Annotated in this window: 14 protein-coding genes; 6 read left to right on the top strand and 8 right to left on the bottom strand. The window is 67.3% G+C overall.

From position 1 onward, the window contains the following. Window positions 1-67: 67 nt before the first annotated feature. The 3 genes from aceA to ACWEKR_RS12520 form a co-directional block, all read right to left on the bottom strand. Complete coding sequence (gene aceA, locus ACWEKR_RS12530) at window positions 68-1357, bottom strand: isocitrate lyase (protein ID WP_195084173.1); 1290 nt, start codon at window positions 1355-1357, stop codon at window positions 68-70. Between the two features lie 1020 nt (window positions 1358-2377). Next, window positions 2378-2752, bottom strand: a complete 375-nt coding sequence (locus ACWEKR_RS12525; RefSeq protein WP_452354585.1) for a hypothetical protein — start codon at window positions 2750-2752, stop codon at window positions 2378-2380. Beyond that, window positions 2749-3012 (bottom strand): hypothetical protein, encoded by a 264-nt coding sequence (locus tag ACWEKR_RS12520; RefSeq protein WP_452354584.1) that lies wholly within the window; start codon window positions 3010-3012, stop codon window positions 2749-2751. The genes ACWEKR_RS12525 and ACWEKR_RS12520 overlap by 4 nt, the downstream gene beginning before the upstream one ends. Window positions 3013-3343: 331 nt before the next feature. Here ACWEKR_RS12520 and ACWEKR_RS12515 point away from each other — a divergent pair, with 331 nt between their 5' ends. From ACWEKR_RS12515 to ACWEKR_RS12490, 6 genes are all read left to right on the top strand, one after another. Beyond that, entirely contained in the window at window positions 3344-4225 is an 882-nt protein-coding gene (locus tag ACWEKR_RS12515; RefSeq protein ID WP_452354583.1) for a helix-turn-helix domain-containing protein, read from the top strand. Then, entirely contained in the window at window positions 4222-4431 is a 210-nt protein-coding gene (locus tag ACWEKR_RS12510) for a DUF397 domain-containing protein (RefSeq protein WP_452354582.1), read from the top strand. Before ACWEKR_RS12515 ends, ACWEKR_RS12510 begins: the two co-directional genes overlap by 4 nt. A 203-nt stretch (window positions 4432-4634) precedes the next feature. After that, on the top strand, window positions 4635-4793 hold the full coding sequence (locus ACWEKR_RS12505; RefSeq protein WP_452354581.1) for a DUF397 domain-containing protein: 159 nt from the start codon (window positions 4635-4637) through the stop codon (window positions 4791-4793). A gap of 317 nt (window positions 4794-5110) precedes the next feature. After that, entirely contained in the window at window positions 5111-5566 is a 456-nt protein-coding gene (locus ACWEKR_RS12500) for a hypothetical protein (RefSeq protein ID WP_452354580.1), read from the top strand. Window positions 5567-5598: 32 nt separating this feature from the next. Further along, the gene (locus ACWEKR_RS12495; RefSeq protein ID WP_452354579.1) at window positions 5599-6018 is read left to right on the top strand and encodes a hypothetical protein; all 420 of its coding nucleotides are present in this window, start codon (window positions 5599-5601) and stop codon (window positions 6016-6018) included. A 711-nt stretch (window positions 6019-6729) separates the two neighbouring features. Further along, window positions 6730-7182 (top strand): hypothetical protein, encoded by a 453-nt coding sequence (locus tag ACWEKR_RS12490; RefSeq protein WP_452354578.1) that lies wholly within the window; start codon window positions 6730-6732, stop codon window positions 7180-7182. Window positions 7183-7238: 56 nt separating this feature from the next. On the opposite strand, the gene puuE is transcribed toward ACWEKR_RS12490, so the two are convergent. The 5 genes from puuE to ACWEKR_RS12465 all read right to left on the bottom strand — a co-directional run bounded on the left by puuE (window position 7239) and on the right by ACWEKR_RS12465 (window position 14924). Next, window positions 7239-8174 (bottom strand): allantoinase PuuE, encoded by a 936-nt coding sequence (gene puuE / locus ACWEKR_RS12485; protein WP_452354577.1) that lies wholly within the window; start codon window positions 8172-8174, stop codon window positions 7239-7241. A 327-nt stretch (window positions 8175-8501) separates the two neighbouring features. Next, window positions 8502-9509 (bottom strand): allantoicase, encoded by a 1008-nt coding sequence (alc, locus tag ACWEKR_RS12480; protein ID WP_452354576.1) that lies wholly within the window; start codon window positions 9507-9509, stop codon window positions 8502-8504. Further along, on the bottom strand, window positions 9506-10723 hold the full coding sequence (locus ACWEKR_RS12475) for a DUF6986 family protein (RefSeq protein WP_452354575.1): 1218 nt from the start codon (window positions 10721-10723) through the stop codon (window positions 9506-9508). The genes alc and ACWEKR_RS12475 overlap by 4 nt, the downstream gene beginning before the upstream one ends. Then, window positions 10720-14082, bottom strand: a complete 3363-nt coding sequence (locus tag ACWEKR_RS12470) for a molybdopterin-dependent oxidoreductase (protein ID WP_452354574.1) — start codon at window positions 14080-14082, stop codon at window positions 10720-10722. Before ACWEKR_RS12470 ends, ACWEKR_RS12475 begins: the two co-directional genes overlap by 4 nt. Next, on the bottom strand, window positions 14082-14924 hold the full coding sequence (locus ACWEKR_RS12465; protein WP_452354573.1) for an FAD binding domain-containing protein: 843 nt from the start codon (window positions 14922-14924) through the stop codon (window positions 14082-14084). Before ACWEKR_RS12465 ends, ACWEKR_RS12470 begins: the two co-directional genes overlap by 1 nt. Between the last annotated feature and the right edge of the window lie 99 nt (window positions 14925-15023).

The raw sequence follows: 15023 nt of genomic DNA, 5'->3' as shown, positions 1-15023 counted from the left end.
TCGTTTCTCCGCGGTCCGCGCCGCGCGGGGCATTCGACCAGCCGCGCCCGGGGCGCGGCCCGTCAACTCAGTGGAACTGGCCCTCTTCGGTGGAGCCCTTGAGCGCCGCGGTGGAGGTGTTCGGGTCGACCGTGGTGGCGATGGTGTCGAAGTAGCCCGCGCCGACCTCACGCTGGTGCTTGATGGCGGTGAAGCCACGCTCGGCGGCGGCCTTGAACTCGCGCTCCTGCAGGTCCACGAAGGCGGTCATGCCCTCGCGGGCGTAGCCGTAGGCCAAGTCGAACATGCCGTAGTTGAGCGAGTGGAAGCCGGCCAGGGTGATGAACTGGAACTTGAAGCCCATCGCGCCGAGCTCACGCTGGAACTTCGCGATGGTCGCGTCGTCCAGGTGGGCCTTCCAGTTGAAGGACGGCGAGCAGTTGTAGGCCAGCAGCTGGTCCGGGAACTCGCCACGGACGGCCTCGGCGAACTTGCGCGCGACCTCGAGGTCCGGCACGCCGGTCTCCATCCAGATGAGGTCGGCGTAGGGGGCGTAGGCCTTGGCACGCGCGATGCAGGGCTCGATGCCGTTCTTCACACCGAAGAAGCCCTCGGGGGTGCGGGTGCCGTCGAGGAACTCACGGTCGCGCTCGTCCACGTCCGAGGTGATCAGGGTGGCGGCCTCGGCGTCGGTGCGGGCGATGATCACCGAAGGCACGTCGGCGACGTCGGCGGCCAGACGCGCGGAGGTCAGGGTGCGGATGTGCTGCTGGGTCGGGATCAGCACCTTGCCGCCCAGGTGGCCGCACTTCTTCTCGGAGGCCAGCTGGTCCTCCCAGTGCACACCGGCGGCGCCGGCGGCGATCATGGCCTTCTGCAGCTCGTAGGCGTTCAGCGCGCCACCGAAGCCGGCCTCGGCGTCGGCGACGATCGGCGCCAGCCAGTTGGAGACGGAGGTGTCGCCCTCGACCTTGGCGATCTCGTCGGCGCGCAGCAGCGCGTTGTTGATGCGGCGAACCACGGCAGGCACCGAGTTGGCCGGGTACAGCGACTGGTCGGGGTAGGTGTGGCCGGACAGGTTCGCGTCACCGGCGACCTGCCAACCCGACAGGTAGATGGCCTTCAGTCCGGCGCGGACCTGCTGGACCGCCTGGTTGCCGGTGAGGGCGCCGAGGGAGTTGATGTAGTCCTCGTTGTTGACGAGATCCCACAGGATCTCCGAGCCGCGGCGGGCGAGGGTGGCTTCCTCGACGACGGTGCCCTGGAGCTTCGACACCTGCTCCGCGGTGTAGTTACGGGTGACGCCCTTCCAGCGGGGGTTGGTGTCCCAATCCTGCTGGATTTCCGCGGCGGTCCTCGGGGTGCCGGTGGTCGACATCTGTGACTCCACTTCTTCGTTCGGTCCATGCCGCCCGGTCGAGCTACGAAGCAGCTCGTACTGCTGGAGCGGCAATTTGCAGGCTTGCTAGGCCTTTGGGGTGTACTTCCACACGATGGCACACGAAGAAATAGCCGTCTACCTGTTGTTAGTGTGAATCTGAGCTAGGATTTCCACCCCCTTTGCTAACTCTGCAAAATTTGCCCTCGAATTGCAGTAGCGCAATCTACTAGCCGGTAGCTCTGACGTGGGGTTTTAGCGTAACGCTTGTACTGTTAGCGATCAGCGAGCGGTCCCCCTCACCCCGGCATCGCCATTCCCAACTGTGAGGACCTTCACACGGCCGCTGTGGCCCACGCCACGCGTCGCATCAATGCTCCGATCACACGGCCTCCCTCGGCTCCCGAACCCGAGCGTGTTCCCCCGCCACCATGCGCGCTCCGCAGCTGCCCGCCATGCGCGCTTCCGCCGCCCGCCGCGCGCGCTCCCCCGGACCCGCCATGCACGCTCCGCAGCCGCCCGCCATGCATGCTCCGCAGCCGACCGCAGCGCGCGCTTCCCCACCCGCCATGCGCTGCTCAGCAGCCGCCATGCGCGCTCAGCAGCCGCCCGCAACGCGCACTTCCCCGTAACCCGCTATGCACGCTCCCCCGGCACCCGCCACGCGCGCTTCCCAAAGCCGTCACTCGGAGTCCTCGGACCATCCCCACGGCCGGTGTCGTCGCGCGGAGTCCGGCGTGACGCGCCCCGCCGCGATCAATGCCGCGAAGGCGGCGCGCTTGCGAGGGCAGTCGTGATCGCGATGCAACTGCATCGCGCGATGAGCATCGGCGAGCGTGAACGACTGCCCCGGACGGTTACATGTCCATGCCTCCGGCCAGGTCACCGGCCGCAATGAACAACGGGCCCGGGCGGAACTACGCGGGCGGGCGGGACGGCGCGGGCGGGCGATCGGCCAGACGCAAGCGACACCGATCACGGCGAACGCGCCACCCCCAACCACGGCGAGAACGCTGTGCGTTATTTGCCACAGGCACACGGCCGCTCGCCTTCCCCAGCACCACCGTTGTCCGGGTCCGGTGTGGATAGCGCCAACTGCGCGAGGCCGTCGAGCACTTGCCGAAGGGTCGCCACTTCCGGCGTCCCTTCGAGCTCCGGTCCGCGCCCGCTGTGGTCGAGCGGAAAAGCGATACCGCGACGATGAGCACGTTCTCGCGGGCTGAACCGCTGCGGCACGATCCGGCCGCTCCACACCAGCGTGCAGTAGGCCACCCACTTCCAGGCGCACCGCTCGATCCGGCAGGCACGATGACGCTGCATCTGCTGGTGCGCCAGCTCGAGATCAGCGGACGCGCAGACGCGCGGCGGAGCCAGAATTACGGGTCGATGCCTCACGCCGCCCCCGCTCCTGGGGCCGGCGCAGCCTGCGCCGACCGCACCCAAGCGCTCTGCGGACAAACGGTTTCCAGATCGAAACCCGCATCACAAACCAACGCGGGCTGGTTGTCCACCTGCTCGAGACCGAAGACGACGATCACCTCGATCGCGAGCCCACTCGCGATCGTGAGCATGTACCCGATCGGATCATCGACGTCGGCCGGTGGACGAACCGTGTAGACGTATTGATAGCCGAGCGTGCGAGCGTGCCGCTGCACCGCATCAGCATGCCGTGGTGCGTCCGGGCCGGACACGTCACCGCGAACGAGCCCGATCGCTTCCGGCTCCTTCCCACTCGCGCCCGGGCGGAGACCCGACTCGACATTTGCGACTTGCCTGTTCATCGAAACCCCCAGCATTTTCGTAGCGATACGTCCGACTTGCGGCATCGGCGCGTTCCCTCGAGCGCTCCAGCCGCTTGGCGCACACCGAGTACAGCACCATTCAGCTCGAAAATGGAGTAATAACAATATGATTGAACACAGGCAGATTCACTCCAGATCAACTGGAATGACTTCATAGCACTGCTAACGAAAGGTGGGGGTTCGCGTGGCAGCCCAGACGACGACTCTTCCGCGCAGACTGCTGGCTCGACGCCTGCTCGAGCTGCGCGAGAACGCCGGACTCACCAGGGACAAGGCGGCCAAGCTGTCCGAGATGAGTTCACAAACGCTGTGGCGCTTGGAGAACGGTCAGGTCGCTATGGTCAAGAAGATGGTGATCCGAGCGTTGTGCGACGTGTACGACGCGAGTGACGACGATCGGCAAGCGCTGCTCTGGCTGGCGGAAGAGGCGCGCAAGACCGGGTGGTGGCAGTCCTACAGCGACGCGATGTTCGCGAACACAGACTTGTTCGTCGTGCTCGAACAGTCCGCCTGCCATGTCACGTCGTTCCAATTGACCTTGCTGCCAGGGTTGGTGCAGACAGCCGACTACCGACGTGCCGTTGCCAAAGCTTTCATCCCAGCGTTGACCGATGACGCAATCGACCGACACATAGAGTTGCTCACCAAACGACAAGCACGCCTCCAGGAACCACCTGACCGATTCCGCTTGGACGTGAGACTGAGCGAGGCGACGTTGCGCCACCAGATCGGTGGCGCTGCGGTCATGGCAGCCCAGTCCAGTCACTTGGCGGAACTGAGCGGCTTGCCGAACGTGTCCATCCGAATCGTTCCACTGAGCGCCGGTTCCTACCTCGGACTGGAGGCAGGTTCCTTTGTGTTGCTGGAGTTTCCCGAACACCCGAACCCGTCGCTGACCGAGCCGCCCGTGATTTACGTCGAGGGCTACACTGGGGCCCTGTACCTGGACAAACCCGACGAGATCGAGCAGTACCAGACCGCGCGGTCAAGTGTCGAGAGTGCGGCACTGAGCGAGGACGAGTCCCGAGCGCTGCTGGTGGCAATTGCAGAGGAGTACGGAGCGTGAGTGCCGACCTATCGACGGCGAAGTGGTTCAAAAGCAGTCGGAGCGGCACCGGCAAAGACTGCGTCGAGGTCGCACATCTCACCGGGGGCATGGTCGGCGTCCGTGACTCCAAGAACTCCACCGGACCAGCGTTGATCTTCACACCCTCCGAGTGGGATGCCTTCACAGCAACCATCGCCGGCGGCGGGTTCGATTTCTCGGGGTGAGCACGCTTCCTCCATAGACGACGCCGTCGCGGCACTACCCACCGCCGACCCGCCGCCGTCCAGGAGGTCCTCGAAGCCCTCATCACGCTCGCCCACCACCTCCACTGCTGGCATGACCAGCGGCGAGTTCAACCCCCCGACTGCTGACACCCGGCAATGAGATCGCGAGACCCACTCAGGCGAATAGCACAGAGTTACGAGGCGTGAAGACCGACCTGCCTGGAGCGAAGTGGTTAGAGAGTAGCCGCAGCGGCACCGGCGGAGATTGCGTGGAGGTTGCGCACCTCGAGGGAGGCACGGTCGGAGTCCGTGATTCCAAGGACCCCACCGGCCCGGCGCTGGTCTTCACTCCAGGCGCGTAAGACGCCGTCATCTCTGGCGTGCAGTATGGACAGTTCCACCCGCCCGCCTGACCTCGGTTCTCGGCGTCGACGACGACGCCGGAAACCCTGACGGAGCGCTTCGGCGGGTCACCGTCGATCACCAACGAGTCGCAGTCCAGCCATTCCTTGCGGGCTGAGCCTATCCCCTCGTCGAGATCAGCGCACATGTCGTTGCCGCGAGCCAGAGATCCACGCGGTCAATAAATTTCAACCTTGACCATGCGGAAGTCGATACGTAACCTGAGTCTGGGATCAACCTCGGGATATGCTTCCGAGACAGGGGAACGATGTACTCGATGCGTTTCTATTCGAATGTCCAGTTGTGGAAATTTCTCGGAGCAGTTCTAATCTTATCCGCTGGATGGATTTTGGGCGTTGGAACGGGTGTTGCAAGCGCCGGTGTCGGCAGCTGCGAGGTCAACGTTCATAACGTGCATCAATCGAAAGGTTCACCTGGCCTGATGGACGTCAAAGGAACTCTCACATGCCAGGGTGATGTCGAGCGCGCAGATGTGTTCATCTACTACGTCAAGGTAGACGGGGCGGAGTGGGTTCGTATCGAGAGCAGCATTGCCCAGAGAACGGTGCACTCCCCTACAGCTGGAAAGAAATATACCGTCATGTCGCAGAATGGAACTCGTTGCGTACCAGGGGAGTACATTGGAGTAGCAGAAGGGTATCTCACCGTGGACGGGAAGACAACCAAGAACTATCAGAATGGGTTTGGGCCACGATCGACGGTGACCTGCTGATTCGCCGACAAAGAAAGAGGTGACTAGACTTCGTGGATGATTTCGATCATGTCATGTCGGACGTGCATTCGTGGCTGTCTACAGAGTACGGGACCGTCGGGCACATCTTGTTCGATGCAGGTTCGGATATTGTTACAGCGATTCCCAGAGGCGGATCGGGGTTATCCATCGCCTTGACCAAACAAGAGGAGGGGATTCGCGTTGATCTCGGACTCAATGTGTCGTTCCTGGCACCACGAGACGACCCGTTCGAGCTATCCGACATCCTTGTTATCGTGAAATCACTTATCGAGTCAGGGATTTCGATTTCGATTCCCATCAATCCGTTCGGGGAGCCGGTAATACGCTACACACTGGAATTCCAGAATGGCGCACTGAGCTCAAAGATCCCAGGACATGATTACGTAGAATTCACGATCGGAGGTTGGCCGCCTTTCGACATTTCCCGATAAATGCAGCGCGGCATGAGCCTACTTCGATCGCATCGAACGATTCACGTCAACGACTGTGGTGCGGTTTACAACCAGTAGATTCCTACTGCGCGCATCGTATGGAAGTCTTGTTGGGCGAACTCGTATTCGACCTCGACATTATCGCCTATCGAGATGTCGTCGAAATTTCTCCCACGCAATGGGTCCAAACGAACCAGATGTGGGCTCCGGTGGAGGACTCGACAAATCCCGTGACACGCTTACTTTCCAACACCCCGTGTAGTCAGCACTCCCTCTTCCCATGCATGTTCGTAGGCCATCGTGCTGGTGATGTCAACGCAGCCGCTGTCCTGCCAGAACGTGACGGGCTAATTGTCGAAAACACCTTGTGCCAGATGAACTTTGGGGCCTGGTTGAGCCGCCGCTGCCGCACTACGGAAACCGATCCGATTCAGATATCGACCGAACCGATCGGTCATCCGCGACGTCCAACCAAATCGGGACCACCAATGACGGATCCGGACGACGACTGGGTGGGATGTTCGAATGGGCGTTGAACGACCGGCAGGTGTTGTCGCGCGAGTTCGACAAGCACGTGCCATGGAGGAGGCTCGACGGACCGCCGACCCCCGATGGGCGATGCGACGGGCTCTGACCGACTTCTTTACTGCCTGCGGGTATCACACGGTGTGGGAAGTGCCGGCGTCGACGGTATTGGCTACGGCCCGTGACGTGGCTGCTCTGCTCGATGATGCAGAACAGCTGCGGACCCACTCCGCCTACGAGGAGCTGTGCATCCGCTGTGCACGCCAGTTCGTTGTCGACTACGCGGCTGGGTCGGATACGGACCTCGACGCGTTGGAAAGTGCGACACGCCAGGTTGTCGCACAGGTGATGGAGAAGTTCGGATTGACGGCGGGGCAGCCGCACGCGGGCCTCGCCTTCGTCTGCGAGCACCAAGCGGTGGCGGTGCTGGAACGCGTAGAGCGCCCCTATCTCGCGGCCGTCGCGATTCGAACGCTCCGCATTTACGAACCTGACGATCCGTTCGGCATTTGCGAGCCGATGCACGCGTGGTGCACCCAATGGGAGGATGAGCCCGACAATCGCGCCGCCATAGACGCCGCTATCACCACCGCGCTATCCGAATTTCTGACCCGGACCCCCCCTGACTGCAGTTCATGAGTGGCACATCAGCGAGGGGCCTTCTCGCGTTCTGCCGCAGCCGGGTCACTCGTCGGCTATCGAGCGGGCGGGGGGTGGGCCGAGTGCCAGTGGTGGGCGATGTCGATGCGGCGGGTGATCCAGACCTGGTCGTTGGACTGGATGTGGTCGAGTAGGCGTTCCAGGGCGGCGGTGCGGGCGGGGCGGCCGATGAGGCGGCAGTGCAGGCCGATCGAGAGCATCTTCGGACTTCCCTCCGCGCCTTCGCGATAGAGGACGTCGAAGGCATCGCGGACGTGGGCGAAGAACTGTTCGCCGGTGGGGAAGCCTGCGGGTGACGCGAACCGCATGTCGTTGGTGTCCAGGGTGTAGGGCACCACCAGGTGGTCGCGGTCGTGTACGCGTACCCAATAGGGCAGGTCGTCGGCGTAGGAATCCGCGTCGTAGGCGAAGCCGCCGTGCTCGACCACCAGTTCTCTGGTGTTCGGGGAGTCGCGGCCGGTGTACCAGCCCAACGGCGGCGCGCCGGTCAGCTCGGTGAGGATGCGCACCGCCTCGGCCATGTGCGCGCGTTCGGTGTCGCGGTCGGTCAGCTGGTAGGACTTCCACCGCAGACCATGGCAGGCGATCTCGTGGTTCAGTTCCCGGAAAGCGGCCACCGCCTCCGGATTGCGTTGCAGAGCGCGGGCCACCGCGAAGATCGTCAGCGGCAGTCCGCGGCGCTCGAAGACGCGCAGCACCCGCCACAGCCCGGCCCGCGAGCCGTACTCGTAGAGCGACTCCATGCTCATGTGCCGGTCGGGGAACGCTTCGGCGGGCGTCATCTCCGACAGGAACGTCTCGGAGAAGTCGTCGCCGTCCAGCACGTTGTTCTCGCCGCCCTCCTCGTAATTGAGCACGAACTGCACCGCGACCCGCGCCGCGCCCGGCCACCGTGGGTCCGGCGGGTTCGGGCCGTAACCGACGAAATCCCGCGCACCCTCGGCTGTTCCCCCCGAGTCCGCGTTGCTCACGATCACGCCTTCCCCACACTTGCCTGCCGCCCCCGCACCTGCCCAACCACTGCGCCCGATCGACGCTCGGCCGCCACCCCCAGGACTGTGCCCCTCACCACTGCGACTCTCCCGCAGTCGCCTGCCCCACGATTGTGCCCGATCGACACCCGACCGGCCCCAGCTCTGGACTGTTCACGACGGCACCTCCCACACTCGCCTGCCCCACGACTGCGCCCGATCGACACCCGACCGGCCCCAGCTCTGGACTGTTCACGACGGCACCTCCCCGGCACTCGGCTCCAGCAGATGCGTTGTGCTGTATCGACTTCCGCTCGCCGCGCTCGCTCATCCGCCGAGCTCGCCCCATAGTCGCAATCGCGCCAACCCGCCGTCCGGGTAGATGTCCAGGCGCACTTCCTCCACGGACGCGGCCATCGGCGCGATCGGGAACCGGTGCCTGGTGTCGGGCAGCAGGGCGGTGCGCGGCAACAGCTCCAGTTCGGTGCCGTCGTTGGTGCGGCCGGTGAGCCGGGCGGCCCCCGGACTGTTGCCGAGAAAGTAGGAGGTGTCCAGTTCGGCGAGCCGGATCAGTCCGGGTCCGGCCAAACGGATGCGCACCCAGTCGTTGCCGTCGTCCCGGCGGCGGGCGGTCTCCCAGCCCTCGCCCATGGACCGGGCCAGGCCGGGATACAGCAGCTGGTTGGGCGAGCTGTAGAAGCGATTGGAGCAGTCCAGCACCAGCGCGCCGTTCTCCAAGGCGGCCAGATCCAGCGGGCCGAGCCCGAGCAGGCGCGGATCGGGCCTGCCTTCGCCGTGCACCCGCAGCCTGGCCACGCCGCCGTCCGGATGCATCTCGAGTTTCACGTGGGTCCAGCGCTTCTCGTTCTCGACCTGGAACAGGTTGCGGCTGTCGCCCGCGATCGGGGAGCGATCGACCAGCATCACCCAATCGTCGCGCGCGGCAATGGTTTCCGCGGTCGGATAGTCCTCGATCTCCAGCGCGGACACCGAGACGGCGGGCGGGTAGTTGCCCTTGAACCACGCGGTGTCCACGACGATCCCGCGGATCACGCCCGGCACACCGAGCCGCACGATCGCGGCGTCGTCGCCGGGCTGCCCGCGGTGTCTACGGGTCTCCCAGCCGTCGTAGATCTGCCCTTTGTGGCCGAAGGTGGACGGACGATACTGCGCGGGGCCGGGGTTGATCAGATTCTCTTTTTCCGCGAAGAATTCGTCGTTCGCCCAGATCACCGAGCCGCCGAGCGGCCGGACCGCCAGATCCGGCAACAGTACGAAATCCGCGTCCTCGTGCCCCGCGTCTCCCGGGATGACCCCGTTCGGATGGGCGGTCACGGCGTCTCCGCAGGCAGCGGCGCGCGGGCCGCCAGGGCGCGCAGGACCGCCTCGGTGAGTTCCGGAGCGCCGGCGTCCGGGCGGGCCCCGCACTCGATGCCGCGCAGCACGGTGGCGGCCAGTGCTTCGGCGGTGGCGGGTTCGTCGACGACGTCGCCGCCGCGCCGAGCCAGGTAGTCCAGCAGGCGCGGCACCGCCACGTCGATCGCCCGGCGGAAGAAGTCGTAGGTGGCCAGCCAGCGGGTGACCAGGTGGCCCGGATGCATGTCCCAGCCTTGGTAGTACCCCCGCCGCAACGCGCGGGTGACCAGCCGGTGGTGGTTGCGTAGCGCGGCCGCGGGATCGCCGTCCGGCACGATCTGCGTGGACCCGTCGCACACCCACACCCCGGTCTGCGCGGCCGCCACCTGCATCACCGCTTTGGCGTAGTCGGCGGCCGGGTGGTCGAGCGCTTGATCCGGCGCGGCGACGCCACAAGCGGCGGTGTAGTCGTAGGTGCCGAAATGCAGTGCGCTGCACCGTCCCTCGGAAAGAGTGAGCATGGTGGCCACCGGCGAGGTGCCGTCCGCGGCCAGGATCGCCTGCGGGCTCTCGATCTGCAATTCGAAACGCAAGCTGCCCTCGGCGATGCCGTACGCGCGCTCCACCCCGACGCACAACTGCACCAGAGCCGTCACTTGCTGCGCGGCCCGAATCTTGGGGACGGTGAAGACGAACCCCGCAGGCACCCCGCCCGCGCCCTCCAGAACCAGGTCCAGCGTGCGCAGCGCCCGGCGACGCTCACCGCCGCCCAGACCTTTCATCCGGATGCCGCTGTTCGGCGGGCCTCCGGAGCTGCGCGCCCAGCCCGCGAGCACCGTGCCCGCCGCCGTGGCGGCGCGGTCCTCCTCGGCGTCGGCGCGCAGGCCGTAACCGTCCTCGAAGTCGATGCGCAAGTCCTGGACCGGGGCGGCTTCCAGCCGCTTACGCACGTCGGGCAGCGCACCGGTCGTGTCGAGCATGGCCAGCAGGTCCTGGTGGCGGTCGAGCAACTCGACCGCGGTCGCGCCCCAGACCTCCGGTGTCTGCTCGGCGACCCGGTCGGCCGGGACGTACACGGTGTGGATCGGTTGCGGGGGGCCGTTCGAGCCGGGATATCTGCGGCGCAGCTCGGCGTCGACCGTGTCGAGTAGCGCCTCGATGCGCGCGCGGACGTTCTCCGGCACCTTCGTCATCGTGATCCCCTCTCCCGCAGTGCGGCCCAGACCCGGTCCGCGGTCATCGGCAGCCGGTACAGCCGCGCGCCGACCGCGTCGCGGATCGCGTTGGCGAGCGCGGGCGCGACCGGGTTGTACGGCGATTCGCTCATCGACTTGGCGCCCAACGGGCCGAGCGTGTCGGCGGTTTCGGCGAAGTAGACCTCCGTGCGCGGCACATCCGCGAACTGCGGTATGTGGTAGTGCCGCAGGGTTCGCGCGCCGATCACGCCGTGCGCGCTGCGCATGTCCTCGTAGAGCGCGGTGCCGACGGCCTGTGCGGCACCGCCCTCGACCTGCCCGCGGCACTGCACCGGGTTGAGCACCGTGCCCGCGTCGGCGGCCTGGATCGACTGCAGGATGCGCACCTCCCCGGTGCCCGGATGCACGGCGACGCGGAAGGCGTGCACGTTGAAACTCACCGACCGGGGACTGCCCCCGTGCTCGGCGTGGGCGACGAGATCGCCGCCGGTCAGCAGTTCGGCCGCGAGAAGCAACCGGTCACCGCAGTGCACGCCGCCGGAGGTCAGCACGCAGTCCCGCTCCGGAACGCCCGCCAGTTCGGCCGCTCTGGCCAGCAGGAGCCCGCGCAACGCGCACGCCGCCGCGTACACGGCTTTGCCCGCGACCACGATGCCGGTGGAGCCGAACGCGCCGGTGTCGTGGTCCACCAGGTCGGTGTCGGCGTGGCGGACCACGATGCGGGCGACCTCGGTGTCCAGTGCGGCGGCCGCGAGCTGCGCGTGCACCGTCGTCGTTCCGTTGCCGAATTCCGCTGTTCCACAACGGATCTCGTAGCGACCGTCGGGCAGCAGCGCGGCCGTCGCCGCCGACCGGTGGCCGCGCGGCGGGACGGTCGCGATCATCGCGGCGGCCATGCCGGTGCCCACCCGCCATTCGGGGCCGGGCGCGTGCACGTCGTTGCCGCGCAAGAGCGCTCGTTCGGCGAGGTCGAGGCACTGGTCCAGGCCGTAGCTGCCGAACATGAGGTCGCTCTCGTTCACCGCCGCGCCGACGAACCGGTCTCCGGGCACCACCACATTGCGGCGGCGCAGTTCGAAGGGGTCCATGCCGAGCGCGTGCGCCAGCTCGTCCAGCGCCGACTCCACCGCGAAGATCACCTGCCCGAGGCCGTAGCCGCGGAACGCGCCGGAAGGAACGTTGTTGGTGTACACCGCCCGCGCGTCGACCCGCTTGTTGGCGCAGCGGTACAGCTCCACCGACTCGCCGACGCCGTGATACATCACCCCGCCGCTGTGATTGCCGTAGGCGCCGGTGTCGGCGAGCACATCGACGGCCAAGGCGGTGAGTACACCGTGGGTGTCGGCCCCCGCCGTCACCTCGACCCGCATCGGATGACGGCAGGTGGCGGAGGTGAACTCGTCGGTGCGGGTGAACTCGTACTGCACCGGCCTGCCGGTCCGCAGCACGGCCAGCGCGATCAGGTCCTCGGCCAGCATCTCCTGTTTCGCGCCGAATCCGCCGCCGACCCGGGCCGCGAACACCCGCACCCGCGCCGCTTCCAGCCCGAACAGACGGCACAGTTCGTCGCGGACCAGGAACGGCACCTGCGTGCTGCACCGGATGACGAGCCGTCCGGCGTCGTCCAGCCAGCCGACCCCTCCGTGCGTCTCCAGGTGCACGTGCTGCCCGCGCGGCGAGTGCCAGACACCGCGCACCACCTGAGCCGCGGCGGTCAGTCCCGCCGCGACATCGCCCACTTCCCCGTGCAGCTCCGCGACCAGGTTGCGACCGGGATCGACGATCCGGGCCGAGGCCGGTTTGTCCCCGTGCAGTTTCGGCGCGTCGGCGCGTAGCGCGTCTTCCGGCTCGAAGACGGCGGGCAACACCTCGTAGTCGACTTCCAGCAAGCGGCATGCCTCGCGGGCGAGCGCGACGCTGTCGGCCACCACCGCGGCCACCCGCTGCCCAACGAAACGGACGGTCCGGTCGAGTACGTAGGTGTCATCGGGATCGTCGGTGCGCGATTCGTGCCGCGCCGTGGAGAACGGCACGCCCGGCGCATCGGCATGGGTGAATACCGCGTGCACGCCCGGCAGCGACTCGGCGGCGGCGGTGGCGATCGAGCGGATGCGCGCGTGGGAGTGCGGGCTGGTCAGCACTGCGATGTGCAGCGGAGCGATCGGCGGCGCGCTATCGCCCCCTCGCGACCGGTCCTCCGCGCGGGAGCCGACCTGCGGTAAGTCCAGCGTGAACGGCTCGGTGCCGGACACGAGACGCGGCCCGGCCAAGGCGCCGCCCCCGGCGCCCCCGCCGGTGACGGTCGTCGCGGTTCGACCGAGAGCCATGGCTGCCGGGTCACTCGGGCTGTGCGGGTCACTGCCTGGGACCATCCGCCGCGCGGCCGACTCGCCGACTCCACCCCCCGTGCTTGCGGCATTCGGCGCGGCCCGCTCAGAAACCGACGCCGCAGAGTCGCCCCGCTCGCGCGACTCCCCACCCGCGACAACCCGACGCCCCACCGACTCACCGACCCCACCGCCCGCACCCACTGCATTGGCCGAGGTCCTACCAGGAGCCAACGCCCAAGACTCGCCCCGCTCGCGCGACTCCCCACCGGAAACGACCCGCCGCTCCACCGACTCACCGGCCGCAACCACAACATTCGAAGCGGCACGATCAGAAACCGACGCCGCGGAGTCGCCCCGCTCCCGTGACTCCCCACCGGCGACAACCCCCCGCCCCACCGACTCACCGGCCGCAACGACAACACTCGGCGCGGCACGATCAGAAACCGACGCCCCAGACTCGCCCCGCTCCCGCGACTCCCCACCGGCGACAACCCCCCGCCCCACCGACTCACCGACCCCACCACCCGCACCGACGACGTTCAGCGATACCTGGTCGGGAGCCGACACCCCGGACTCGCCTGGATCGAGCGGCTCGCCCAGCGCCGCGCGGATGGCGCGGTAGCCCGTGCAGCGGCAGAGATTTCCTTTCATCAGTTCGGCGAGGTCGTCGCTCGGAACGTCGACCTGCTCACCACCCCCAAGCCCCGCGGCCGTGACCACCATGCCCGCAGTGCAGAAACCGCACTGGAAGGCGGCGTTGTCGACGAACCGGCGCTGCACCGGGTGCGGGTGCTCGGGCGCCCCGAGCCCGGCGGCGGTGGTGACGGAACGCCCGTCGGCGCGATAGGCCGGAAAGACGCAGGAGTGCACCGTCATTCCGTCGACCAGCACCGAGCAGGCGCCGCAATCGCCGGTGTCGCACCCCTTCTTCACCGCCAGGGCGCCACCGTCCCGCAGCGCCGTCCGCAGGCACTGGCCCGGCTGCGCCGCGACGTCGACGGTCCTGCCGTCCACCTCGAACCGCATCAGGGTTCCCGCAATTCCGCGGCGACCTCGCGGGCGAGCATCCCCGTGACGTGCTCGCGCCACTCGGGCGACCCGTGCGGATCGTCGAACCAGAAGGCGGGATCGATGCCGTCCACGGCGTCGCTGATCGCGCCCTCGGTGGGCGGCGCGGCGAAGTCCAGGACGACGGGCCTGGTCGTGGCGGCCGTGATGGTGACCGCGCTGCGGCCGTCCCGTTCCCGCCGTCCCATCACCACGGAGCCGGACCGGCCCAGCGGAGCGAGCGCGATCTTCCGGAAACTCGTGCGCGCCAGCAGACTCGACCGCGGCAAGTGAATCGAGCGCAGCACGTCACCGGGCCGCAGCACCGTCTGTCCCGGCGCCAGGACGAACTCCCGCAGCGGGACACTCCGATCGACACCGTCCGCCGCCCATACCTGCGCCGTCCCGTCGAGCGCGACCAGCGCGCCGAGCACCGCGCCCGCGGGCAAGGCGAGGCAGACGTTGCCCCCGACGGTGGCGGTGCGCCAGATCTTGTGCGAAGCCAACAGCGCCCGGCACGACCGTGCGAACAGCGCGGTCCCCGGCCACGGGTCGTGCAGCACCGGCATCCCCAGCTCGCGTCCCGGCGCGGCGCCCGCGAACTCGGCCAGGGTGCAGGTCGCCGCGATCTCCAGCCCGTCGTCTCGGATCTCGAACGAAGGCCACCCCAGGCCGGTGATGTCCACCAGCCGCACCAGCTGATCCTGCGGCTCGGAGAACAGGAAGGTCCCTCCGGCGAGCACCGCGGCCGAAGCGCCGAGCGCCGCCAGGTCCGCGCGCTCGCGGGCGATCACCACCTCGCGGATCGTGTCCAGGTCCACGTCTCACCTCGTTCCTGCCTCTCCGTCACCGTAGAGCCAGTCGGTTGCCGCCATATTGCGCGCGACGCGCGTCGGATTGCGCCGCGGTTACCGCACCGC

Source organism: Nocardia sp. NPDC004573, from assembly GCF_053602135.1.
This window is presented reverse-complemented; position numbering and strand designations above follow the sequence as displayed.

Coding starts and splice junctions, on each gene's coding strand:
- aceA (WP_195084173.1), bottom strand. CDS start 1,357: ATGTCGACCACCGGCACCCCGAGGACCGCCGCGGAAATCCAGCAGGAT.
- ACWEKR_RS12500 (WP_452354580.1), top strand. CDS start 5,111: ATGCGTTTCTATTCGAATGTCCAGTTGTGGAAATTTCTCGGAGCAGTT.
- ACWEKR_RS12475 (WP_452354575.1), bottom strand. CDS start 10,723: ATGACGAAGGTGCCGGAGAACGTCCGCGCGCGCATCGAGGCGCTACTC.
- ACWEKR_RS12470 (WP_452354574.1), bottom strand. CDS start 14,082: ATGCGGTTCGAGGTGGACGGCAGGACCGTCGACGTCGCGGCGCAGCCG.